We start from the raw sequence: 22,448 nt of genomic DNA on the forward strand, positions 1-22,448 counted from the left end.
GGCACCGGCGACGTTGCCGCTGGCAGACGTCACATAGACCGCGATGGTGCCGGACTGAGTGAACACCACACTCGGATCACTGGCCACACCCGTCGGGTCACCCGCATCAGCAACCGTGCCCCACGACCCGAACGGACCACCCGGAGTGTTCTGGTTGGTGCCCTGAATGGTCCCGGCGGTGGTGCGGGCGTAGACCACCATGAGGCCGCTCGGTGTCTGGAGCGCAGCGGGCGTGCCGACGAACCCACCACCCGTCGAAAGCTGCGCCCACGGAACGAAGGGACCACCAGGCGTGCCCTGACTGGCACCGGCGACGTTGCCGCTGGCAGACGTCACATAGACCGCGATGGTGCCGGACTGAGTGAACACCACACTCGGATCACTGGCCACACCCGTCGGATCACCCGCATCAGCAACCGTGCCCCACGACCCGAACGGACCGCCCGGAGTGTTCTGGTTGGTGCCCTGAATGGTGCCCGCGGTGGTGCGGGCGTAGACCACCATGAGGCCGCTCGGTGTCTGGAGCGCGGCCGGCTTGCCGACGAACCCACCACCCGTCGAAAGCTGCGCCCACGGAACGAAGGGACCGCCGGGGGTGTTCTGGTTGGTGCCGTACACGTTGCCGTCCGCACCGACCCGGTACAGGGCGATGGTGCCGTTGCTGGTGAGCACCGTCGAGTCGGCGGAGCCCCGGGCGGTGGAGGCCTGCGGCGCGATGGTGAAGACGCCGCCCTGGTAGGTGTGCTCCTGGCCGTCGATCTCGTTGGCGATCATCGAGATGTTGAACGTGCCCGCCGCCAAGGGGGCGGTGTCGAAGGGGACTTGGTAGTTGGTGGCGCCGCCGCTGGTGGCGCGGAAGCGGTTGTAGTAGCCGTTCGGGCCGGTGACCACGTAGTCGAGCCAGTTGATGACGCCGCTCTGCGTCGGGTGTGCCGTGAGGTTCAGCGTGCCGGACACGGTCTGGCCCGAGTTGAAGCCCCACAGCAGGACGTTGAAGTCGGCGGGAATGGCGGGAGCGAGGTTCTTGGAGCGCAGCAGCTCGAAGGAGGAGGTGGGGTAGCCGTCGATGGAGGACCAGTGGGTGTTGGCCGAGTACTCCTTGGTCGGGACGCTGCTGTTGTCCTCGGCGATGTACGTGAAGTCGCCGGCGGCCTGGTTGGTCCAGCCTGCGAAGAGGTTGATGTGCTTGCCGGCGACGGCGAGGGCGTCGCCGGGCTGGAGCTGGGACCAACTGCTGAGCTTGGTGCTGTACTTCGGGTCGTCGATACCGGGTGCGGGGTACGTGACCGGCGGGCTGCCGGGGAGTTGCCAGGCCATGTCGACGAGACCGCCGCAGTCGGTGCGGTACGGGCCGCCGACCGCGCTGTCGGAGAACGACTGCCCCTGGTTGTAGGTGACCCCGTGGGCGACCCAGTCCCGGGCGCGCCGGACCATCTGGGCGCCGGTGAGCTTGTTCCCGACACCGGTGCCGAGGGTGCCGGTGGAGGTCGGCGTCCTGTTGCCGTCCGGGTAGTAGGTGCCGTCCGCCGAGGCGGGGGAGGCGGTGAGAAGACCGGCGGCCACGGCGGTCGCGGCGAGCACGCAGACGCGGCGCAGGGCACGGGCAGGACGGGGCGTGCTGGGCATGGGGGTCCCCTTGGATGTGGGCGGGCGAGCGAGGGTCGGTGCGGGTCAGCGAGGGTCAGTGCGGGTGGACGGCGGCGGCGTACCGGCCGGCCGTTGCTGCGGTGAGGGCCCGGGCCAGCAGGTTCTCGGCCAGGGCGTGCGCGGTGGTCGGGCCGTCCGCGCGGACGAAGAGCACCAGGGCGATGCGGCCCCGGTCCGGTACGGCGCGGACGTGTTCGAGCCCGTGCTCCGGGGTGGCGTGCGCCCACAGGACGTCCTCGACGATCCGCGCCGCGGCGGTCGTGGTGGGCGCACCGCTGGTGTCCACGACGGTGGCCCGGACGGGGAGCACGGCGATCAGTCCCAGCCGATGCCGCTGGCGGACGGGCCGGCCACGACCGGCGGCACGGTGGTGGTGGAGCCGTCCCAGCCGATACCGTCCGCCGCCCCACCGTCCGCCGCCACGACCGCCACGACCCCCGGCACGGTGGTGGGACCGTCCCAGCCGATGCCCGCCGGCGCCGTGGTCGCGGCGGTGGCCGAGGCCGCGGGCGCCAGGATCCCCGACAGGGCGACGGTGACGGCGGCGGTGGCGAGCAGGCGGACGGTCTTGGACATGGCGGCACCCCAGGCGGCTTGTGTGGTGGGAGATCTGATCGAGGACCAGAACTTCGGGGAGGCTGTTCGGCGGTTGCCCCGCCGCTCTCCCGGTGACCACCATCCTGCTGGCACCGCCCGCGCCCCGGAAGGTGAGAACCCCGTCAGCAACCGGCCTGGCCGCTTCAGGACCCGGCGCCCCGGCGCCCGTCGCGTTGTTCGTGAGATCCCCGTGCCCACCACCGGCTCACAGCGGTCATGGTCACGGACTCCTTCGACAACCGCTTCCACTACGGACTGTCACGGCTGCTGCCCCCGAGAGCCTGAACCCGAGACCGGGAGGCGAGCGCGGGAGGCGAGCGCATCGAATCGGCCGGACCCCGCCCGGGGCAGGACTGCTTGTGGAGTCGAAGCCGGACTGGGATGATCCCGATGTGTCGCACGGCGGCACGGCACGTTCGACATCGCACCGGGGGGCTGCGCGCATGCTGGACATGCTGGGGTTGGACCGTGTCTCGGAGGCCGTCTACCGGGCCATGCTCGCCGATCCGCAGGGCGGCGTCAGGGAGTTGTGCGACCAGCTGGGCCTGCCCGAGCCCGCCGTACGGGAGGCCCTCGACCGGCTGGCCGATCTGCAACTGCTCCGGGCCTCCCGGGAGGCACCCGGGGTTCTGCTGCCGGTGAGCCCCGCGCTCGGCCTGGAGCTGATCCTGCGCCGCCAGGAGCAGGAACTGCTGCGCCGCCAGCAGGATCTGGAGATCGGCAAGGCCGCGGCCGCCCGGGCGATCGCCGAGTACGCCGACCTGCGGCCGAACACCCCGGTCGAGACCGCCGAGCGCCTGGTGGGCCTGGACGCGATCCAGGCCAAGCTGGAGATCCTCGCCCAGGCGGTCACCGGGGAGTGCCTGTCCGTGATGCCCGGCGGAGCACAGTCCCGGGCCAGCCTGGACGCCTCCCGGCCGCTGGACGAGGCGGCCATGCGGCGCGGGGTGGCACTGCTGACGCTCTACCAGGACAGCGTGCGGCACGATCCGGCGACGCTCGCCTACGCCCGCTGGATGACCGAGGAGAGCGGCCTGGTCCGCACCTGCCCGACGCTGCCGCCCCGGATGCTCATCTTCGACCGCCAGGTCGCCGTGGTCCCGATCGACCCGGCCCACACCCGGCTCGGCGCCCTGTGCACGCGCGAGCCCGGGATCGTCGCCTCCCTGGTCGCCCTCTTCGAGCGGACCTGGCAGGCCGCCGTCCCGCTCGGCGCCGACCGGCGCAAGGACACCGAGACCGGCCTCAGCGCCACCGAGCAGGAACTCCTGCGGCTGCTCGCGTCCGGCCTCACCGACGAGGCCGCCGGCCGGAACCTGGGCCTGTCGGCACGCAGCGTCCGCCGCCAGATGGCCGGGCTGATGGAGCGCCTCGACGCGTCGAGCCGCTTCGAGGCCGGCCTCAAGGCGGCGCAGCGCGGCTGGCTCTGAGCGGCCGCTCCCCCGGCACCCGGCCGGCTACGGTCGCCGGGCGGCTACGGTTGCAGGCCGGCTACGGTCGCCGGGCGAGCAGGTCCTTGATCACGGTGTCGAACCCCCGTGGGGGGCGACCGAGAAGCTCAGCGACGTCGTTCGTCGCCCGGTCGTACCGGTTCTCGCCGTGCAGCCTGGCCATCGTGGCGATGTGGTCGAACACGTGGTCCGGCAGGCCTTGGCTCTTGAGGTCGTGCTCCAGCCACTCCTGGTAGGGCACGTCGACGTAGGTCACCTCGCGGCCCAGGGCGGCGGAGAACTCGGCCGCGATGGCCGTCATGTCGCGGGATCGAGCCCCGGTCAGTTCGTGGACGCGGCCGGTCCGGGGGGCAGGATCGAGCAGGAGTGCGGTGACGACCTCGGCCACGTCGGCGGCCGCGACCGGTGAGGTCCGGGCCGAGCCGAAGGGGAGGCGGATCGTGCCGTCCCGCCGGATCGAAGCCGCCGCCACCTTGGTGAAGAGCGGATTCTCCATGAACACGGTGGGCCGGACGTGGACGACCGGCGCCCCGGACCAGTCGAGGACGTGTTCGGCGAGGTAGTGCAGTCGCTGCTGCCGGGACTCGGCGTCGCTGGTGAGGTCCATCTGCGAGACGGTCATCTGCGAGATGCTGACCAGCAGTTCCAGGCTGACGCTCTCCCGGGCGGCGACCGCCACCGTCGCCGCGGCCTCCAGGTAGGCGGACGACACGCTCATCCCGAAGTAGGCCCGGTGGCAGCCGGCCAGCGCCTCGACCACGTCCGCACCACGGGTGAGGTCACCGACCATCACCTCCACGCCGCCCATCGTCCTCAGGTCCGAGGCCCGTTCGTCGTCGTGGTGTACGAGAGCCCTGACGGGCACGTTGTGCGCCCGCAACCCCTCCAGGACCCTTCGCCCGACTCCGCCGACCCCACCGCCGGCGCCGGTGACAAGGACAGGTTCTACGAGCACGACGATTGCCTCCCACCTACCTGACCGGGACATCCGGTGCACTGCCAACGCTCCCGCGCCGGGAAGGTTCCGCGGGTCCTTGACGCCAGGGCGGGCGCGTCGGCGTCCGTGAGGGCAGGGCGGGCGCATCAGCCTCCGATCCGGTCCGGATCGCGGGCCTGGCGAGCGGAGGCGGCGAGCCGGTCGGCGAGCGCGATGACGAGGCCGCGGAGTTCGTCCGGCCGCTCGATGACGAACGGCCGGTCGAGCGAGGCGAGGACGGGGGGCAACCAGTCGAGCCGCTCCGCCCGCAGTTCGACGTGCAGCCACCGCTCGGTGTGCGGATCCGCTCCGTCCACGGACGCGGGCGCGAGCTCCTCGATGCTCGCGACACTGGCGGGGAGCCGGGCGCGGATCTGCTCGACCGTCCCGTGGATCCGCAGGGTCACTTCGTACCGGTACGCGGCCTTGGCGATCCCGGACAGGACGCGCTGGGCCGGATCGAGCCCGGCGGGCGGCTCGAACGAGCCCGGCAGGGGCCTCGCGTCCGCGATGCGATCGAGCCGGAAGGTCCGGTCCTGGCCGGCCCCGGGATCGATCTCGGGATCGGCGCCCGTGACGTACCACCGGCCCGCGTGGGTGACGATCCCGTACGGGTGCAGCGTGCGTTCGCTCCGCCGGCCGTCCCGGGCGGTGTACCTGATCGAGATCGGGCGGCGATGGCGCACCGCGTCGGCGACGGCGAGCAGGACGCCCGTCTCCGGGGTGGCCGCCTCGCCGGGCTCAGCCGTGAAGGCGAGGGATTCCAGGACGGCGTCGAGCCGACGGGCGAGGCGCTCGGGCAGTGCCCGGCGGATCTTGGCCGCCGCCGTCTCGCCCGCGGTCTCGGTCGCGGTCCCGGTCGCCGTCAGCAGCCCCGCCCTGCGGCCCGCGACGAGGCCGAGCAGCACGGCGAGCGCCTCGTCGTCGTTGAGCATGAGCGGAGGCAGGCGGTACCCGGGGGCGAGCCGGTACCCGCCGTAGCGGCCGCGGACCGCCTCGACGGGGATGTCGAGGTCGACCAGGTGGTCCACGTACCGCCGCACGGTGCGCCCGTCGACGCCGAGCCGGTCGGCGAGTTCGGCCACCGTCCTGATGCCGCCCGACTGCAGGAGTTCCAGGAGGGTGAGCACACGGCTGGTAGGTCGGCCCATGTCCACGAGCCTAGCGCTGATACCGGACCGATTCTGTCCACTATTTCCTCTACCGTCCGGAGTGCAACGACTTCACCGACCCGAGGAGAGAGCACCATGGACTTCGTTTCGATCCGGATCATCACGGACGACATCGCACGCCTCGTCGGCTTCTACGAGCGGGCCACGGGGGTACAGGCGCACTGGTCCACCGAGGACTTCGCCGAACTGCGGACCGCCGGCGGGACCCTCGCGATCGGCAGCACCCGGACCGTGGCGCTGTTCGCGCCCGGCTCCGCCCGTCCGGCCGACAACAACAGCGTGATCTTCGAATTCCTCGTCGCCGACGTGGACGGCGTGTACCGGAACCTGACCGGCTTCGTCACCGACTTCGTGACCGAGCCCACCACGATGCCCTGGGGCAACCGGTCGCTCCTGCTCCGTGACCCCGACGGCAACCTGGTCAACTTCTTCACACCCGTCACGCCGGCGGCCGTCGAGAGGTTCGCCCGCTGACGACAGCACGGCCGCCCCGGGCGGGAGCCGGTCCCCGCGGCACGCTCCGCACCGGCTCGCGGGCCCGGGCCGCCGCCGGGGGTGGTCGCGGGCGCAGGGCGGGTGCGGCAACCTGGTACCACCGCCCCGCCCGACCGCGACACCATGGGGCCCGCCCCACCGCCGATCCCCTGAGGAGCACGTCATGAACGACCGCACCCGCGAGCACCTGCTCGCGGCCATCGAGATCGCGGCCGACGCCCGGGCGCACGGCAACCACCCCTTCGGAGCGCTGCTGACCGACTCCGCCGGGAACGTCCTGCTCACGGCCGAGAACTCGGTGCTGACCGACCGCGACGTCACCGCCCACGCGGAGACCAATCTGGTGCGGCAGGCCTCGCGCACCCTGGCCCCGACGCAGCTCGTCGACGCCGTCCTGTACACGAGTACCGAACCGTGCGCGATGTGCGCCGGGGCGATCTACTGGAGCGGCATCCGCAAGGTCGTCTACGCGCTCGCGGGGGCGGAGCTGAACGCCATCGCGGGAGTGGACCCGGAGGAGCCGGTGCTCGACCTGCCGTGCCGCCAGGTCTTCGCCGCCGGCGGCAGCACCGTGGAGGCGTCCGGCCCGCACCTCTTCGAGGAGGCCTCCGCGGTGCACACGGGGTACTGGGGGTAACGCTCTGGCCCACCCCGGGACTCCTCTGTCCGGCTCCTCTGTCCGGCCCGTCAGTCCGGCGGCTCGGGCGGGCGGGGCAGGCCCGGCTCGGGCGGGCGGGGCAGGCCCGGCTCGGGCTCGGGCTCAGGCCCGGGCGGCGCGGGTGACGGCGTAGCGGGGCCCGGGAGCACCGGATCCGGCGGCGGCTCGGGCACGCCGGGCGGCAGCGGAGGATCCGGCACCACCGGCGGACTGACAGGTCCGACGGACTGGGACTGCGGCTGGGGCTGGAGCTGCGTGGAACCGTACGGCATGACTGCTGCTCCCTTTCGTCAGAAGATCCGACCGCCGTAGAACGGGTCGTAGTAGAGCCCGTAGCGGTCGCGGACGTCGGCCGACACGTCGGCCGCGCCGTCGTCGAGGCCGGGACCGTTCCTGATGTCGTCCTTGGACCGGTCGACGTACACCTTCTGCTCGCCGATCTCGATCCGGATCACGGTGCCGGCGGGCAGGAGCACCCGCCTGCCGAGGATCCACGGACCGGTGTCGACGACCAGGTGCTGGGCGCCGACCGCCTCGGACAGCTTGTCGATCTTGCCGATCGCTCCGTCGGTGGCCTCGACGTGGAAGCCGATGAGGTCGGTGCCCGCCGTGTGACCGGCGGTGTCCCGGAACTCCCAGATGTTGACGCGATCACTCACGACCGTCTCCTTCCGTCGTCGGGTCTGGCTGTCGGGTCCGGCTGTCAGGTCTGACTGCCTGATCGGGCTGTCGGATCGGGCTGCCGGTACGCTTCGGCTGCCCCCGATCCGGAGGTTCATGCCACCGTGTCGTCGACCGTGGCCCCGACCGGTCCGCCGCCCTCCTCGACGTGGCGCTTGAAGTCGGTCAGGTCGTCGATCACCCGGCGGTCGACGAACCCGAGCGCCTCGGCGAGGTGCTCCCAGAGCCCGTGCGGTTCGACCTCCAGCTGGAACATCACCCGGGTGGCGGCGTCGCCCACGGCGTGGAAGGTGACCACGCCCTGGTGCCGCACCGGGCCAGGGCCGCTGTCCCACGCCACGCGATCGTTCTCCACCAGCTCCGTGGTCACGGCGGTGAACTCGCGCGGGCCGGCGGCGGTCCGGACCACCCAGCTGGTGTCCTGGCCCGACCGGTCGACCCTGACCACACCCCGCATGAACTGCGGGAACTCCTCACACCTGACCCAGCTCTCGTAGACCGTGCCGAGCGGCGCCGCCACCTCGACGGACTCCTCGATCCGGTGCATCGCTCCTCCTGACATGTCGGTGCCCGCCCGGGCCGGCGGGCCTTCAGGCTCCGGCTGCCCCGTTCCCGGCCCGGTATGCACCCCGGCTGAACCCTCGACGCGGCCCCTCGGCTCGCCCCCCCTCACCCGTCTCCCCCGCCTCGTCCCCCTCGTCCCCCTCACCCGAACGGCCCATCGCCGTGACCGGGCCCCCACCTCACCTCCGGCAGGTGTGAATCCCGCCGAACGGGAAAACGGGCTCCGGGAAGCGGGCCCGGGGAAAGCCCGCCCACAGCGCCGGCCCGGGGAAGGCCGGCCCACAGCGCCGCGCTGCGGCCGTCGCGGAGGGAGAGCGAGCGTGTGGTGGAGCCTGTTCCGTCTGCTCCTGGCAGGTGCGGGGGTGGCCCTGACCACCTACGTCCTGGACCGGACCGCCGAACGGCTGGTCCGCAGATTCGCCCCGCACCGGCCGGGCAGCGTCATGCCGGGGATGCTGCGCAGTTGCCGGCGACCCCTGGTCACCGTGCTCGCCACCTCGCTGTCCCTCGCCGTCCAGCCGTGGGTCGGCGGTTCGCCGGAGACCCGGGAGCAGCTGCACCACCTCCTGGTCCTGCTGGCGATCGCCTCCGGCGGATGGCTCGGCGCCCGGGTGGTCGGGCTCGTCGTCGAAGGCGCCGTCCGCCTCGCCGTCCACCGCCGCGACCCCTCCTCGGCTGGCCGCGCCCGCACCCAGGCGGGCCTGCTCGGCCGGATCTGCCAGGCGATCATCGCGATCGCCGCCCTGGGCGCGATGCTGATGACCTTCCCCTCCGTGCGCGGCATCGGGACCAGTCTGCTCGCGTCCGCGGGCCTGGTCGGCGTGGTCGCGGGCATCGCCGCTCAGAGCGTGCTGGCCAACCTCTTCGCCGGGGTGCAGCTGGCCTTCGGCGACCTGGTCCGGATCGGCGACGTGGTCGTGGTGTCCGGCGAGTGGGGCACCGTGGAGGAGATCACCCTCACCGCGGTGGTGATCGCGACCTGGGACCAGCGCCGCCTGGTGATGCCGATGTCCTACTTCGCCGGCCGCCCGTTCGAGAACTGGTCGCGCCGCTCCAGCCGGATCACCGGCACCGCCTTCCTCCACCTCGACCACCGGGCCCCGGTCCCCCTGCTGCGCAAGGAGTTCGACGCGTTCCTCGCCGACAGCCCCCTCTGGGACGGCCAGGGCAGCGCCCTACAGGTCGTCGACACCACGCCCACCACCATCGTGGTCCGGCTCCTGGCGACCGCCGCCAACGCCGACGACGCGTTCTCCCTCCGCTGCCAGCTCCGCGAACACCTGGTGACGCACATCTGCGAACACCACCCCGAAGCGCTCCCCCGGGTGTCCGTCACCCCGGCGCCCCGGACCGAGCCTGACACCCCGCGCGCCCCCTTCCCCCCACCCGCCCAGTAGTCACTCAGTGGTCACTCAGTAGCCGCTCAGTAGCCGCTCAGTAGCCGCTCAGCAGGGCACGCACCCGTCGCAGCTCCTCCGGACCGACCGTGCTGTGCCAGCGGCCCGGGTCCGCCGGACGCCGCCCCCACAACAGCAGGACGCGCACCGCGGCGTCGCTCTCAATGGTGGCCGGGCCCTCGGGCGGGGCCAGGGCGATGGACGCGCCGCCGGCGTCCGCGGTCACCAGGACGTCGTCGGTCCCGGGGACGCGCAGGCGGGCCTCGACGCGCCCCCCGGGCCCGAGGTCGAGTCCGGCCACGCCCCGGGCCAGCAGCGGCCGGCCGACCAGCCGCACGCTGTGCGACGTCATCCACGGTTCGGCGAGCGCCTCCCGGGCCGTACGGTCGTCGCCGGTGAGGTCCCACCGGTGGAGGATCAACTCCTCGCGCAGGTGCTCGGCGAAGAACGGCACCGTCACGGTCCGGCCGGTCCACCGCACCTCGGTGTCCGGGGGCAGGTCGCTCTCCGCGGCCGCGGCGACCTCGGCCAGTTCGGCGCAGCGGGCGGCGAAGGCCTCCCACAGCTGCGCGTCGGACATCCGCCGGTACGGCTCCTCCCGATCGAAGCCGCGGGTCTCCACGGGCTCGCCCGCGTGGAAGGCGCGCAGGACGCGGGCGAGTTCCTCGGCGTTGCCGGTCTGGTGGGCGAGGACGTCCCGCACCGTCCACGCCTCGCACCACGTCCCGTCGTCGGGCCTGCGTTCCTGGACCGCCCGCACGAACGGGACGAGTTCCGGCAGGACGTCACTGACCTCAGCGGGAATCATGCGCCATGGGTATCCCGGCCGCCGCGCCGGGCAAACCTGCCGCCCGACTGTTCGGCTGCCGGATGCTCACCTGGCGCCCCAGCCTGTGTCCGTCGGCCCTCGTGGTGACCAGACGACAAATGTTGATTCTTAAACTATAGTAGCGGTGCCGCGCCACCCCGCCACCGGCCCTCCCGGGCCGCCCCCCACCTTGCGGAGGAAACCATGGACCAGCTCGTCACCGACAACACCGAGAAGTCGCGCTTCGAGATCCAGGACGGCGGAGAACTCGCCGGCTTCGCCGAGTACCACCGCTCCGACGACGAGATCGCCTTCATCCACACCGAGATCGACCCCCGCTTCGAGGGCCGCGGCCTGGCCGGCCGACTGGCACGCGCGGCACTGGACACGGCCCGCGAGCAGGCACTCGCCGTCCTCCCCTACTGCCCCTTCATCCGCGGCTGGATCACCAAGCACCCCGAGTACACCGACCTGGTCCCCGCCTCCCACCGCGCCCGCTTCGGCCTCTGAGCCGCCCGCCGGCCGGCGCCCCGGCGAGAAGCGGGAGGCCCCCGGCCCCGGATTGCCAACTCCCCTGCCGGAGAGGCGGCTTGCCGGACGCGACGACGCCTCGCACAATCGCTGTTATGTCCACAACCAACTCGGGAAGTCACTCCGCGCCGCCCCCGGCCCCGGCCCCAGGCAGGCGCGTGCTCCTGATCGGCGCGTCCCGGGGCCTCGGGCTCGCCCTCGCCCAGGAATGGGCGAGAGCCGGCTGGCAGGTCGTGGCCACCGTACGCGGCTCGGGCCGGACCGGGCTGCACGAGCTCGCCGACGCCCACGCCGGGCAGGTCGAGATCGAGACCGTCGACATCACCGAGCCCGAACAGGTCGCGGCGCTGAGCGCTCGCCTGGCCGGCCGGACCTTCGATCTGCTCTTCGTGAACGCCGGCGTCACGAACCAGCCCGAGGGCACGGTGGCGCAGACCTCCACCGAGGAGTTCGTCCGGGTCATGGTCACCAACGCGCTGAGCCCGCTGCGCGTCATCGAGGCCCTTCAGGACCTCGTCGAGCCCGCGGGCACGATCGCGGCGATGTCCTCGGGCCAGGGCAGCGTGGCCAACAACGAGCGCGGCGGCCACGAGGTGTACCGCGGCAGCAAGGCCGCGCTCAACACGTTCATGCGCAGCTACGCGGCGCGGCACAGCGGCGAACCCCGGCCCCTGGTCCTCATGGCCCCCGGCTGGGTGCGCACCGACCTGGGCGGCTCGGACGCCCTGCTCGGCATCGACGAGAGCATCCCGAACGTGGTCAGGACGCTCGACGCCCTCCGGAGCAGCCCGGGCCTGCACTACGTCGACTACCTCGGCCGAACCGTGGCCTGGTGAGCGCGGCGCTCCGGAGCACCACGGCGCGGATGGGCCGCGAGTTCGACCCGACCGTCGAGCCCGCGCAGCACCCTGCTCCCCTCGCTCAGGAGGGAAGGGACGCGAGCCAGTCGGTCAGGATCCGGTTGACCTCGGTGGGGCGTTCCTGCTGGACCCAGTGCCCGCAGCCGTCGAGGATGTGGCAGGAGAGCAGGCCGGGCAGGGTCGCGGGGTAGGCCGCGATCGCATCGGCCAGCCAGGTGGTGGAGGCGTCCCGGCTCCCGCCGATGAACAGGGACGGCTGGGTGACGGGGGCGCCGTCGAAGTCGGCGAGGTCCTCCCAGTCCCGGTCCATGTTCCGGTAGCGGCCCAGCGCTCCGCTCATGCCGGTTCGCTCGAACTCTCCGGCGTAGACGTCGAGTTCCTCCGCGCTGAGCCAGCCGGGCCGCCGTCCGACGGGGAACCGGTCACGAAGTGTCCCGCCACGGCTGACGAAGTGCGGGTCGGGCGCGCCGGGCGCCGGCATGGTGTCGGCGGACAGCGCGGCGTAGAAGCCCGCGAGCCAGCCGCGCACGTCCGGTTCGATCTCGGCCTCGGCCCGACCCGGCTCCTGGAAGTAGGAGACGTAGAACTCCTCGTCGCCGCCCAGTTGGGCGAAGACCTCGCCGGGCCTCGGTCCGCCCCGCGGGAGGTAGGGAACGCTCAGCAGCCCCACGGCGCGGAAGACGTCCGGTCGGATCAGGGCGGAGTCGGCGGCGATGGTCGATCCCCAGTCGTGGCCGACGATCACCGCGGACCGTTCACCCAGGGCGTGCACCACCGCGACGTTGTCCTCGACCAGGTCGAACATCCGGTACGCGGCCACCTCCTCGGGCCTGGAGGAGCGCCCGTACCCGCGGACATCGATGGCGACCGCGCGGTATCCGGCAGCGGCCAGCACCGGCAACTGGTGGCGCCAGGAGTACCAGGACTCCGGGAACCCGTGCAGCAGCAGGACCAGCGGCCCGGTGCCCTGCTCCACCAGGTGGATCCGGCCGGCGGGCGAGGGGACCAGCCGGTGAGTGGGGCCCGTGGTCCGCGACGGTGACATGTGTCCTCCTGGTATCTCGATCCGACGTACACCAAGTTCGGTTCGGCAAGCTGATGTTCGGCGGCACGATGCCGATGCGGTGCCGATTCAGGTGCCGACGCAGTGCCGATCATGCTGCGCGCGCACCGAGGAGGGCGAGGCCTGTTGCCATTTCGGCAAAGCGGCCCGCGCCCCGCCCGTGGCGATGCTCCGATCGGTCACCCCGATGGCCCGCACAGCTACGCCCTCGCGAGCAACGCGCTCAGCCGGCCACCGCGGTCTCCCCCGCACCCGCACCCGCACCCGCACGCACCGCCCAGACCGACGCGGTGTGCCGCTGTTTCTCTCCACCCGGGCACTGTCAGGGCATGGGGTTCTCCCGTGACATCGCCGCCGGTTCGTCGACGCCCCCAACCGGCCGGGTCGTCGTGGACGACCACCCGATCATGGGTGCAATCGTTCTCCGAGCCCCTACACCCTGGAGAAGACCCGCTGCGCGCTCCCCCGCGGCTGACCGCCCAGGCCGGCCACCGCGCCCTTTCGTTCCTCCTGCAGATAGATCTCGCAGTCACCACCGGGGTAGTAGTCCCGCAGCACCACGAAGACTCCCGACCCCGCGTCGTCCACACTCCCGGTCCGCCAACTCCCCTGGTACTCCCCCAATGCCACGCCCTGCCCGACGGGATCCTTCGCACAGAAGTACCCGTCGAGCCGCACCTCGCCGAGCCGCCCCCCCTCCCGCAGTTCGATCACCTCGTCCCGCGACGCCCAACGCCCCACGTAGTCCTTCGGATCCGGCCCTCCCGACCGGGCCTTCAGATACCCCGCCAAACCGGCGATCAGCAGGACACCCGCGAGCAGGACGGCACCCTCCCGGGACTTCAGGTACTTCCATCGACCAGCCACAGCTCCCCCTCGCTCGATGCCGCCGTACTCGAAATCACCGCGGCATCTCAGCCCTTCTCCATGACGAACCCCTTGGTCGCCAGAAGCCACAGGTCCTTCCCGTTGTCCATGGCCGTCAGCCAGATCCTGCAGTTGCCTCCCCCGTCCTTACGGGTCGCCGTCACATACACCCCACGACCGGCGTCATCGAGGTAGGACTCCTTCCAACTCCCCTCCAGTTCCGTCGGCTGCGCCGGATCGGCCGCCGCGCTGTTGCACACGTAGGCCGGCACCTTCGCGGACCCGACCCGTCCGTCCGGGAGGAACTCGAACACCGCCGTTCCACCGCTCCACCGTCCGACCGGGTCGGGCACCTCAGGCCAGGAAGGCCGGAACGTCAGCCACACGACCACGCCCACGCCGAGAACACCGAGAGCCCCACCCAGCACGCCGAAGAAGACGCGCCGTCCCCTCGCCACACGATCCTCCATCGAATACCTGATCGATCACTCTGCATGACATCAAACACCGAGGACAGTAGTGACCGGTGCCCCGTCGCAGCGAACCTTGAGCGCGTCTCACCGATGTTTGACGGACCGCGGGGGCCCAGTAGTTCTCGCGACTGGGCCTACCCGTGTGCTTCTGTCGCGCACCTGCCCATTCTTGACGCTTCGGACACTATCCCTCCCATTGGCATGTACGCGAGAATCACTCGGGTGAACATCATCAGCGAACACTCAACGCCCCGCGGACGAGCCCGCCGACAGGGAGCGAAGATCTCGCTCCTGCTCACCGCCCTTCTCGCCGGCTCCGCCCTCTGCCCGGCGACGGCCTCCGCCGCCGGGCAGGACCCGGAACAGATCTGTGGCCACACGGTCCAGGGCCGCATCCTGGAAAAGTACCGGGAGTACCGAACCACGCTCGGCTGCCCCCGGACCGACGAACAGACCGCTCCCGACGGGGTGGGCCGGTTCAGTGTCTTCGACGGCGGCTCGATCTACTGGAGCCCCTCCACCGACGCCCACGCCATCTGGGGCCTCATCCGCGACAAGTGGGCCGCCATAGGCTGGGAGAAGGGCTCCCTCGGCTACCCCACCAGCGACGAAATCTCCCTCCCCGACGGCGCCGGGAAGCGCCAGGTGTTCCAGGGCGGCTCGCTCTACTGGCATCCCACGCGCTCCAACGGCGTCCACCCCGTCTGGGGCCTCATCGGCCAGCGCTGGGGACAGGCGGGCTGGGAAGGCGGGGTGTACGGCTACCCCGTCACCGACGAACTCCAGCAGGAGGGCGTCACCCAGATGTTCGAGCACGGCCCCATCCGGTGGTCGCCGAACGAGACCGCGAACCCGCTGATCCCCCGCGCGAACGCCCAGTTCTTCCAGGGCAGCCCGGCCCCGGGCGATCTGAAGGAGAGCGCCACGCTGCTGCCCAAGGGCCCCGACCGGGGCGTCGTCGTGGTGCGCGGCTACATCGGCGACGACGGCAACCCGGTCAACCACGCCCTGGGCAACCACCGCCTGTGGAGCACCGAACCCGAAGCCAGCTCCAAGGTGGCCATCGCCTGGGACACCGCCACGGGCCAGGTCGGGATCTACGTCGACCAGTCCTGCGTCGGGGATCTGACGTGCCGCAATGCCAAGCCCCTGGTGCGTACCGAGCACGCCAAGGTGGTCCAGGACGACCGGACCCCGCAGAACGAGTACTGGGCGGAGCCCTACGGTGACGGCGGCATCCGGGTGGACGTGTCAGCGGTCAACTCGTTCGTGGACGTCCCGGGCTCGCAGTACGCGGATCTCGGCCGGATCAACGCGACGTTCCACATCTACCCGCACGGCTACGACGACAAGAACAAGAACTTCACCGGCTTCGACGTCGACACGAACAAGGACAAGTACCCGTCCTGGGAGGTCCTGCGCTACCCGCGCCTGCTGGAGAACTCCGGTTCCCCGCAGGCTCTGTGGCAGGGCGCCGTGTGGCAGGGTTCCATCACGGACCTGAAGGCCCCGCAGCACCTGTGCTACCGGAACGACCCGGACCACGCACCCGTCAACATGACCTGCAACTGATCAACGCGGGAGGCCGGTCCGTCCGGTCTCCCGCTCGGTCCGCCGGCACGATGTACGCCCTGGCGCAGTGGGCGCCGATTCCGGCGCTGCGGAGGTGGCCGGGCGCGGGCCGGCAAGCCTCGGTCAGCGCACGATGAAGGCCTCGGTGACGTGCACCGCGGTGCGCCTCCCTCCCCGACGGGAAGGAAGGGGCACCGCGCGTCACGGCCGGCCGCTCAGCACCGCATGGCTTCGGCCTTCTCCAGGGCGAGTACTTGGAGGCTCCGCGGTACGGCGACCGTGTGGACGGGGTGGCGCACACCGTCGCCCGCGAGAACAGCACCGGGTCTCGCAGGGAAGCACGTCATGCGACTCATTCTCCTCCTACCGTCCAACTCATCGCTGCCAGCGCCGGATTCACGATGACTGTGACCCTACGGTTCGTCGATGTCCTCGACCGCCCCGGGGTTGTCGTAGAGCGGCCGGCCCCACTCGTAGGCGGTGACCGTGGTGGCCGAGCCGGCGACGAGGTCGGGGTCCGGGCGGACGGCCACCGTGACGACCGGGTACCGCAGGAACCAGCCGGCCACCAGCGCGGCCACATCCGGGTGTTGCCGTCCGCCGAGGACGGCGTCTTGCCCGTGGTGTGCCAGGTGTGCGAGGAGTTCAGAAGTCTGAACGCCCAGAGCGCCGCCCCGCTCACTGGCGGGCAGGTCGGGGCAGTTCGTCGAGCCAGGCGCCGATGAGGCCCTGGACGGTCTCGGCGCACTCGACCTGCGGGTTGTGGCCGACGCCGTCGAGCACCGTCGCCGCCATCCGGGGGTAGTGGTCGAGCAGGGCGAGTTGGTCGCGCCAGCCCACCAAAGCGTCCTGCCGGGTGGTGACCAGCAGGTGCCGGCCCTGGTGCTCCGGCGCGCGGTGTTCGGGCCAGTGCGGCAGCAGGAAGTCGGCTTCGAGTTCGGCGGCGGCCGCCGGGTCGTGCGCGCGCCATCCCGGCCGGACGTACTGTTCGAAGAGCTTCCAGTTGCGCGCGGTGTGACGGGCCATGACGAGGCCGAAGAGTTCGCGGTCGGCGGGCGGGAGCCGGTCGAGGAGCTCGTCGTCGCGCTCGGACACGGTCACGCCGGGCAGGGTCCGGTCGGGGCCCCAGTGCACGACCGGTACGAGCAGCGCCGAGCCCAGGACCTGCGCCCCGAACCTCGCCGTCACCGCCCGGGCCAGCTGTCCACCGAACGACTGCCCGAGCACGGCGAAGGGCTGCTCACCCAGTTCGGCGTGGATCCAGTCGAGGACGGCGTCGGCCAGGGTGGCCGCCGAGGTCGTCCCCGGCAGCCGGGGGCTGGTGCCGTGGCCGGGGAGGTCGAGGTAGAGCCGCCGCCACCCGGGGCGGTCGGCGAAGGCGGGTTCGACGGGGAGCAGGACCCGGTGGTCGACGGTGTAGCCGTGGATCATGACGAGCGGTGTGCCGTCGCCGAATTCGAGGTGCCGGATGGCGGAGTCGGTCATGACGGAAGGGTCCAACCATCACACCAGTGGCAAGGTCAAGCCGACCGCCCGGCAGGCCGACAGGCCGACAGGCCGCCCGCGGCGCGTCCCGACGTCGGCTCACACCTCGGACGCACCCCTCAGGCTCACACCAACAGACACACACCTCGGGCTCACGCCTCAGGCCCGGCTCTTGACCTCGGTGAGGTACTCCCGGATGGCATCACGGTTACGGGTCAGGCACTGGATCCGACGGGTCATCCGCTCCGTCTCGGACTCCAGGGTGCCGATCATCTCCGGTGTGGCGTCGGCGAAGTGGATCGTCCGCGGGCTGTCCAGGCAGGGCAGGATCTGCCTGATGATCCGCGTGGGCAGTCCGGCGTCCAGGAGTCCGCGGATTTGCAGGACCCGGTCGACGAGGTAGTCGTCGTAGGCCCGGTAGCCGTTCGCCTCGCGGTGCGCGGTGATCAGGCCCTGCTGCTCGTAGTACCGCAGCAGGCGCGGAGGAGTGTCCGTCAACCGGGCGAGTTCGCCGATACGCATGTGACCACCCTCACGCCCGACCGGTGCCGTTCCGGGCTGGACCTTGACATGGATGTCAAGGATAGACGATCGGGCCCATGCCCGAACTTCACTCCCCCAGCCCCTCGAACCCGCCCGCCACCCGGCTTCCCCAACCCTCGGACCCGCCCGCCGCCCGGCTGCCCTGGCCCAGCCTGCTGGCCCTGAGCACCGCCGGATTCGTCACCATCATGACCGAGGCCCTGCCCGCCGGCGTGCTGCCCGCGATGAGTGCGGACCTCGGCGTCAGCCAGTCCGGCGCCGGGCAGTCCGTCACGCTCTACGCGGCCGGTTCCATCGCGGCCGCCATACCGCTGACCGCCGCTACCGCCGGCTGGCCGCGCAAGCGCCTGCTGCTGCTGTCCGTCGGCGGCTTCGCCGCGGCCAACGCCGTCACCGCGGTCTCGACGAACTACCCCCTCACCATGGCGGCGCGCTTCGCCGCGGGCCTGGTCGCAGGCCTGCTCTGGGCCCTGCTGGCCGGGTACGCCCGCAGTGTCGTCGCGCCGGAGCAGCGCGGCAGGGCGATGGCCGTCGCCATGGGCGGCTCGACGGTCGCCCTGTCGGTGGGCGTGCCCGCCGGCACCCTGGTCGCCGCGCTGGTGGGCTGGCGCACCACCTTCGGACTGATGAGCGCCGTCGCCGTGGCGCTCGCCGCCTGGATGCTCGTCGCGCTCCCGGCCGTCCCGGGGCGGCCCGGCCACGCCCGCACCCCCGTCCGGCAGGTGCTGCGCATCCCGGGGGTGGCGGCCGTCCTCACCGTCACGGTGGCCTTCGTCCTCGCCCACAACCTGCTCTACACGTACGTCGCGGCGCTGCTCGCGCCCCTGGGCCTCGGCGGCCGGACCGACACCGTCCTGCTCGTCCTCGGACTGTCCTCCCTGGTGAGCATCCTCGGTACCGGGGCGCTGATCGACCGCCACCTGCGCACCCTGACGGTCGCCGCCTGCGCCCTCCTCTCCGCCGCGGCCCTGTCCGTCGCCGCCGCCCTGCTCACCGGCACCTCCTGGCCCGTCTACGGCAGCGCCGCGGTCTGGGGTCTCGCCTTCGGTGGCGCCGCCACCCTCCTGCAGACGGCGGTGGCCGACGCGGCCGGCCCGGCCGGGGACATCGCCCAGTCCCTGCTCGTCACGTGCTGGAACCTCGGCATCGCCGGCGCCGCGCTCGCCGGCGGTCTCCTCCTCGACCACGGAGGCCCGAGCACGCTGCCCTGGTCCGCCCTGGCCCTGCTCGCCACCGCCCTGACCGTCACTGTCGCCGCCCACCGCCACGGCTTCCCCCGCCCCACCGGCCACCCGAGATCCCCAGTACCGCACTCACGCTGACACCGAACTGCATACACCCACTCCTGGTGACGACCCGAAACGCTCTGTGAGCACGCCAGAAGGCATGCGCGGCGGTGGTGGACTTCGGAAACCCGGCTCCCAGGCGACGCGCACGAGTGCTCCCGCTGCTCCGCCCTGGCTCTGCGCGCCCGCGCGTTTCGCCAGACCGGGCGCACCCCAGCGGTGGCGTCCCGACACCGGGCCTTCGGCCGCCGGGTGTTCAGCCTCCGGGTGGTCAGCCTCCGGGTGGTCAGCCTCCGGGGGTTCGGCCGCGGGGTGTTCGGCCGCCGGCCGCCGAGATCCGGACAACTCGGGCCCGCAACCGTCCGAATTCGCCGGGATCGTCGGCGGCCGGGCGGCGGCTGCTTCTACGCTCGCGTCCACACCGTGGTCCGAGGGGGGACGCCGTGGCCCGAAGGCCCGTACGACGACGCCGGTCCACTGCCGCCCGCCGCGCGCAACAGGCCCGGGACAACGCGCTGACGCTGGGCATCGCGGCTCTGGTCGCGGTCACCGTGGTGTCGTTCGTGCTGACGTGGCTGGCCCGCCACCTGCTCCTGGTCGCCGCGCTGCTGGCCACCGGCGTGGTGGTGGGCGCCGTCGTGCTGCGCCTGCGGCAGCTGGCCCGGCGGCGGGAGCTGGCTGCGCGCACGGCGCAACTGCGGCACATCGGCCCGTTCCTGAGCATGACTCCGAAGGCGTTCGAGCACGCGCTGGCGGACCTGTGCAGGCGGGACGGCTGCACAAAGGTGACGGTGGTCGGCGGGACCGGCGACCTCGCGGCGGACGTCCTGGCCACCACCCCGTCCGGGCAGCGGCTCCTCATCCAGGCCAAACGGTACGGGCCACGGACCTCCGTCGGCTCCCAGGACGTCCAGAAGGTCAACGGCACCTACCGCGACGTCCACCGCTGCGACCTGGCGGCCGTGGTGACGACCAGCTCGTTCACCAAGGCCGCCGCCGCGTTCTGCGCGAACGTCGGCATCCACGCCATCGACCGGCGGGCCCTGGCCCTGTGGGCCGAGGGAACCGGCAAACCCCCCTGGGCCTGACGCCTGACCGCCCGGGCCCGCACCGTCGTGGGGCTCGGGCGGCCTCGTCGCGCGCCTGCGCCGTCCTGGTGCGTGTGACGGGGTCAGGTGGTGCAGGTGGGGACGTTGTCGAGCCAGGCCGGGCCCTGGACGTAGATGTTGCTGATCCAGCCGCGGTAGTCCGGCAGGTAGGACCAGGCGTCGTTGACGTAGCCCTCGGCCTCGACCTTCTCGGCGTGCTGCTGGCACTGGATGCGGACCGTCGTGGGGCCGGGCAGGACGGCGACGGGCGGGTTGGCGGTCGACGGGGTGGGGCGGATGTTCACCCCGCTGTTCCAGGTCCGGCGGTCGGCGCCCGCGGGGACGTCCGGCGTGTAGCGCAGGGCGCCGGCGTAGTCGGCGGCCGTGTGGCTGGAGAAGTCGGAGACCATGAGGCGGGTGTCCGATTCGCGGGCCTCGACGATCTTTCCGCCGCCGAGGTAGATCGCCACGTGGTGGACGTGGGTCAGGCCCCAGAAGACCAGGTCGCCGGGGCGCAGCACACCCTGGTCGCGGCCGAGTTGCTGTCCGGGCAGGCGGGAGATCTCGGCGGCGTCCTGCTGCCCGACGACGTCGCTGCCGACGGCCTGGGACCAGGCCCAGCGGACGAAGCCGGAGCAGTCGAAACCGACCCGGAAGGGGTCGTTCCCGGAGCGCTCGGGGTCGCTGGGGTCGACCTGGCCGTACGTCGCGCCGGGGGTGGTGCCGTGCCCGCCGCCCCAGGTGTACCAGGTACCGGCGGCGACCTGGCCGCAGGCGGCGGAGATGGCCCGGCCGGCGGCCTCCGATATCGGGGCGCCCTGCGCGGCACACGCGGCGTCGGCCGGCCCGGCCGGGGCGTCGGCGCGGGCCGGGGGCGTCACCGCCGCCAGCAGGGCGACCACCAGGCAGACCAGCAGACTGGCCAGAGCGATACCACGAGTGTTCGTTCTCAACGGAGGTCCTCTTTCACCGAGCCGGGACGAAGCTGAACGGAACGGAACGGGTTACGGGACTGACCATCCTCCTGCGGAAGCCCGGCATCAACGCCCCTGCCGAATCGGACAGTTGAAGAAACACCGTCGCCCCGCCCCCAGACGGGCCCCTCGCTTGTCGGGGCAGAGGGCGTCCTGTACGCCACCTGTGAACGTTCGCCGCGCGCCGGTACCGTCCTTGTAACAGCGCGGTCCTGCGGGGCCGGTGTGGCCGCGATCTCGGGAGAGCAGCCGCGCTTGAGGAACACCACACACATGTTGAGGACCTTCACCAAGACGTTCGCGGACCCCCACACCCAGCAGCGCTCCCTGGCCCACCACCGCTGGATCGCCCGCACCAACCCCGACGTACGCATCCCCCACGTCGTCCACGTCCACCCCACCGCGATCGACTACGAGCACCTCGACGGCCACCACGGCACCCCCGACGACCTACTGACCCTGGCCGACCTCCTTGGCCACCAGCACACCACCGCCCACACCCACGACCTGCACGCCGCCCGCCTGAACGCACCCCACACCAGCGCCGACGACACCAGCGCCGACGACACCAGCCATGACCACACCAGCGGCGCCGTCACGACCGCCGACGTCACGACCGCCGACGTCACGACCGCCGACGTCACGACCGCCGACGTCACGATCGACGACTTCGCCGACAGCCGCCGCGAGCGCCTCCACCGGCTTCTGGCCACCGGCACCGTACCGTCCCCGCTCCTGACCCCCGGCGCGATCGACGACTGGCTGGAGCAGGCCGCCACCATGCCCGCCGCCTTCTACAAGGACGCCAACCCGCGCAACTTCCTCATCACCGACACCACCGTCGCCGTCGTCGACTTCGACTCCCTCACCCTCGCTCCCTTCGGCTACGACCTCGCCAAGATCATCGTCACCATCTCCATGACCACCGGCCCCCTGCCCGAGGACACCATCCGTCGGGCCGTAGCCGCCTACAACCGCCATCCCGAGCAGCGCGGTCTTCCCGGATGCTCCTGGCTCGAGTTCGCCGCATGGTGCGAGTTCCACCACATCCTCACCACGCCCCACCACGGCACCAACGGCTACCGGTACAGCTGGCACGCGATCAGGCCGGCCTGGACCACCGACATCCTTCGGAACTCCGACAACAAGTGAACACCGTGACGAACATCAGCATAACGCTCCATTCGGTCTATCAACCGACAATGTGACACATCTGCGTGGTGATCCGATTTCAGACGGTGATCGACACGTTCTCGACAG

The 22,448-nt window shown here is 71.9% G+C and carries 24 protein-coding genes and 1 pseudogene; 10 read left to right on the forward strand and 15 right to left on the reverse strand.

Annotation, left to right across the window (positions count from 1 at the left end; genetic code table 11):
• The 3 genes and pseudogenes from ACIOGZ_RS11115 to ACIOGZ_RS11125 form a co-directional block, all read right to left on the reverse strand.
• Nucleotides 1-1,626, reverse strand: a pseudogene (locus ACIOGZ_RS11115) (hypothetical protein); the annotation flags it as partial.
• 55 nt (nucleotides 1,627-1,681) lie between these two features.
• On the reverse strand, nucleotides 1,682-1,957 hold the full coding sequence (locus ACIOGZ_RS11120) for a hypothetical protein (RefSeq protein WP_363627717.1): 276 nt from the start codon (nucleotides 1,955-1,957) through the stop codon (nucleotides 1,682-1,684).
• Nucleotides 1,958-1,962: 5 nt separating this feature from the next.
• The gene (locus ACIOGZ_RS11125) at nucleotides 1,963-2,223 is read right to left on the reverse strand and encodes a hypothetical protein (protein ID WP_400985651.1); all 261 of its coding nucleotides are present in this window, start codon (nucleotides 2,221-2,223) and stop codon (nucleotides 1,963-1,965) included.
• A 464-nt stretch (nucleotides 2,224-2,687) separates the two neighbouring features.
• Between ACIOGZ_RS11125 and ACIOGZ_RS11130 the strand changes: the two genes are divergently transcribed.
• On the forward strand, nucleotides 2,688-3,674 hold the full coding sequence (locus ACIOGZ_RS11130; RefSeq protein WP_363584338.1) for a LuxR C-terminal-related transcriptional regulator: 987 nt from the start codon (nucleotides 2,688-2,690) through the stop codon (nucleotides 3,672-3,674).
• 61 nt (nucleotides 3,675-3,735) lie between these two features.
• On the opposite strand, the gene ACIOGZ_RS11135 is transcribed toward ACIOGZ_RS11130, so the two are convergent.
• Entirely contained in the window at nucleotides 3,736-4,683 is a 948-nt protein-coding gene (locus tag ACIOGZ_RS11135; RefSeq protein WP_400985824.1) for an NAD(P)H-binding protein, read from the reverse strand.
• 95 nt (nucleotides 4,684-4,778) lie between these two features.
• Complete coding sequence (locus ACIOGZ_RS11140; RefSeq protein ID WP_400985652.1) at nucleotides 4,779-5,822, reverse strand: helix-turn-helix transcriptional regulator; 1,044 nt, start codon at nucleotides 5,820-5,822, stop codon at nucleotides 4,779-4,781.
• Nucleotides 5,823-5,918: 96 nt separating this feature from the next.
• Here ACIOGZ_RS11140 and ACIOGZ_RS11145 point away from each other — a divergent pair, with 96 nt between their 5' ends.
• Entirely contained in the window at nucleotides 5,919-6,317 is a 399-nt protein-coding gene (locus ACIOGZ_RS11145) for a VOC family protein (RefSeq protein ID WP_363584334.1), read from the forward strand.
• A 184-nt stretch (nucleotides 6,318-6,501) separates the two neighbouring features.
• Complete coding sequence (locus ACIOGZ_RS11150) at nucleotides 6,502-6,975, forward strand: nucleoside deaminase (RefSeq protein ID WP_363584332.1); 474 nt, start codon at nucleotides 6,502-6,504, stop codon at nucleotides 6,973-6,975.
• Nucleotides 6,976-7,286: 311 nt separating this feature from the next.
• Here ACIOGZ_RS11150 and ACIOGZ_RS11155 read toward each other — a convergent pair whose 3' ends face one another.
• Nucleotides 7,287-7,655: a hypothetical protein gene (locus ACIOGZ_RS11155; RefSeq protein ID WP_063352503.1), complete on the reverse strand. Its 369-nt coding sequence runs from the start codon at nucleotides 7,653-7,655 to the stop codon at nucleotides 7,287-7,289.
• A gap of 116 nt (nucleotides 7,656-7,771) precedes the next feature.
• A complete protein-coding gene (locus ACIOGZ_RS11160; protein ID WP_363584330.1) occupies nucleotides 7,772-8,224 on the reverse strand; it encodes an SRPBCC family protein in 453 nt (150 codons plus the stop codon).
• Between the two features lie 379 nt (nucleotides 8,225-8,603).
• Between ACIOGZ_RS11160 and ACIOGZ_RS11165 the strand changes: the two genes are divergently transcribed.
• A complete protein-coding gene (locus ACIOGZ_RS11165) occupies nucleotides 8,604-9,638 on the forward strand; it encodes a mechanosensitive ion channel family protein (RefSeq protein WP_400806772.1) in 1,035 nt (344 codons plus the stop codon).
• Nucleotides 9,639-9,675: 37 nt separating this feature from the next.
• Here the strand turns inward: ACIOGZ_RS11165 and ACIOGZ_RS11170 are convergent, their stop codons facing one another.
• Nucleotides 9,676-10,446: a maleylpyruvate isomerase N-terminal domain-containing protein gene (locus tag ACIOGZ_RS11170; RefSeq protein WP_363584326.1), complete on the reverse strand. Its 771-nt coding sequence runs from the start codon at nucleotides 10,444-10,446 to the stop codon at nucleotides 9,676-9,678.
• Nucleotides 10,447-10,650: 204 nt separating this feature from the next.
• Here ACIOGZ_RS11170 and ACIOGZ_RS11175 point away from each other — a divergent pair, with 204 nt between their 5' ends.
• Together ACIOGZ_RS11175 and ACIOGZ_RS11180 are read left to right on the forward strand one after the other, a co-directional pair.
• Entirely contained in the window at nucleotides 10,651-10,956 is a 306-nt protein-coding gene (locus ACIOGZ_RS11175; RefSeq protein WP_350878943.1) for a GNAT family N-acetyltransferase, read from the forward strand.
• A 116-nt stretch (nucleotides 10,957-11,072) separates the two neighbouring features.
• The gene (locus ACIOGZ_RS11180; protein WP_400985654.1) at nucleotides 11,073-11,813 is read left to right on the forward strand and encodes an SDR family oxidoreductase; all 741 of its coding nucleotides are present in this window, start codon (nucleotides 11,073-11,075) and stop codon (nucleotides 11,811-11,813) included.
• Nucleotides 11,814-11,898: 85 nt separating this feature from the next.
• On the opposite strand, the gene ACIOGZ_RS11185 is transcribed toward ACIOGZ_RS11180, so the two are convergent.
• The 3 genes from ACIOGZ_RS11185 to ACIOGZ_RS11195 form a co-directional block, all read right to left on the reverse strand.
• Complete coding sequence (locus ACIOGZ_RS11185; RefSeq protein WP_363584320.1) at nucleotides 11,899-12,882, reverse strand: alpha/beta hydrolase; 984 nt, start codon at nucleotides 12,880-12,882, stop codon at nucleotides 11,899-11,901.
• Nucleotides 12,883-13,332: 450 nt separating this feature from the next.
• On the reverse strand, nucleotides 13,333-13,767 hold the full coding sequence (locus ACIOGZ_RS11190; protein WP_363627711.1) for a hypothetical protein: 435 nt from the start codon (nucleotides 13,765-13,767) through the stop codon (nucleotides 13,333-13,335).
• Between the two features lie 47 nt (nucleotides 13,768-13,814).
• Nucleotides 13,815-14,237 carry a hypothetical protein gene (locus ACIOGZ_RS11195; protein ID WP_363622628.1) on the reverse strand — a complete coding sequence of 141 codons (423 nt, stop codon included), beginning with the start codon at nucleotides 14,235-14,237 and terminating at the stop codon, nucleotides 13,815-13,817.
• Between the two features lie 225 nt (nucleotides 14,238-14,462).
• On the opposite strand from ACIOGZ_RS11195, the gene ACIOGZ_RS11200 reads away from it, so the two are divergent.
• Complete coding sequence (locus ACIOGZ_RS11200; RefSeq protein ID WP_400985655.1) at nucleotides 14,463-15,812, forward strand: LGFP repeat-containing protein; 1,350 nt, start codon at nucleotides 14,463-14,465, stop codon at nucleotides 15,810-15,812.
• Between the two features lie 413 nt (nucleotides 15,813-16,225).
• Here ACIOGZ_RS11200 and ACIOGZ_RS11205 read toward each other — a convergent pair whose 3' ends face one another.
• From ACIOGZ_RS11205 to ACIOGZ_RS11215, 3 genes are all read right to left on the reverse strand, one after another.
• Nucleotides 16,226-16,393, reverse strand: a complete 168-nt coding sequence (locus ACIOGZ_RS11205) for a hypothetical protein (RefSeq protein WP_363627709.1) — start codon at nucleotides 16,391-16,393, stop codon at nucleotides 16,226-16,228.
• Between the two features lie 97 nt (nucleotides 16,394-16,490).
• Nucleotides 16,491-17,297, reverse strand: a complete 807-nt coding sequence (locus tag ACIOGZ_RS11210; protein ID WP_363627708.1) for an alpha/beta hydrolase — start codon at nucleotides 17,295-17,297, stop codon at nucleotides 16,491-16,493.
• A gap of 159 nt (nucleotides 17,298-17,456) precedes the next feature.
• Nucleotides 17,457-17,819, reverse strand: a complete 363-nt coding sequence (locus ACIOGZ_RS11215; RefSeq protein ID WP_363584314.1) for a MerR family transcriptional regulator — start codon at nucleotides 17,817-17,819, stop codon at nucleotides 17,457-17,459.
• 77 nt (nucleotides 17,820-17,896) lie between these two features.
• On the opposite strand from ACIOGZ_RS11215, the gene ACIOGZ_RS11220 reads away from it, so the two are divergent.
• Nucleotides 17,897-19,162, forward strand: coding sequence for an MFS transporter (locus ACIOGZ_RS11220; protein WP_400985656.1), 1,266 nt, complete (start codon nucleotides 17,897-17,899; stop codon nucleotides 19,160-19,162).
• A 407-nt stretch (nucleotides 19,163-19,569) separates the two neighbouring features.
• Entirely contained in the window at nucleotides 19,570-20,214 is a 645-nt protein-coding gene (locus ACIOGZ_RS11225) for a restriction endonuclease (protein WP_400985658.1), read from the forward strand.
• A gap of 83 nt (nucleotides 20,215-20,297) precedes the next feature.
• On the opposite strand, the gene ACIOGZ_RS11230 is transcribed toward ACIOGZ_RS11225, so the two are convergent.
• Complete coding sequence (locus tag ACIOGZ_RS11230; protein ID WP_400985659.1) at nucleotides 20,298-21,167, reverse strand: C40 family peptidase; 870 nt, start codon at nucleotides 21,165-21,167, stop codon at nucleotides 20,298-20,300.
• Between the two features lie 294 nt (nucleotides 21,168-21,461).
• Between ACIOGZ_RS11230 and ACIOGZ_RS11235 the strand changes: the two genes are divergently transcribed.
• Nucleotides 21,462-22,340 carry a phosphotransferase gene (locus ACIOGZ_RS11235; RefSeq protein WP_400985660.1) on the forward strand — a complete coding sequence of 293 codons (879 nt, stop codon included), beginning with the start codon at nucleotides 21,462-21,464 and terminating at the stop codon, nucleotides 22,338-22,340.
• Nucleotides 22,341-22,448: the final 108 nt, after the last annotated feature.

The organism is Kitasatospora sp. NPDC088160, from assembly GCF_044741445.1.
Lineage (GTDB): Bacteria > Actinomycetota > Actinomycetes > Streptomycetales > Streptomycetaceae > Kitasatospora.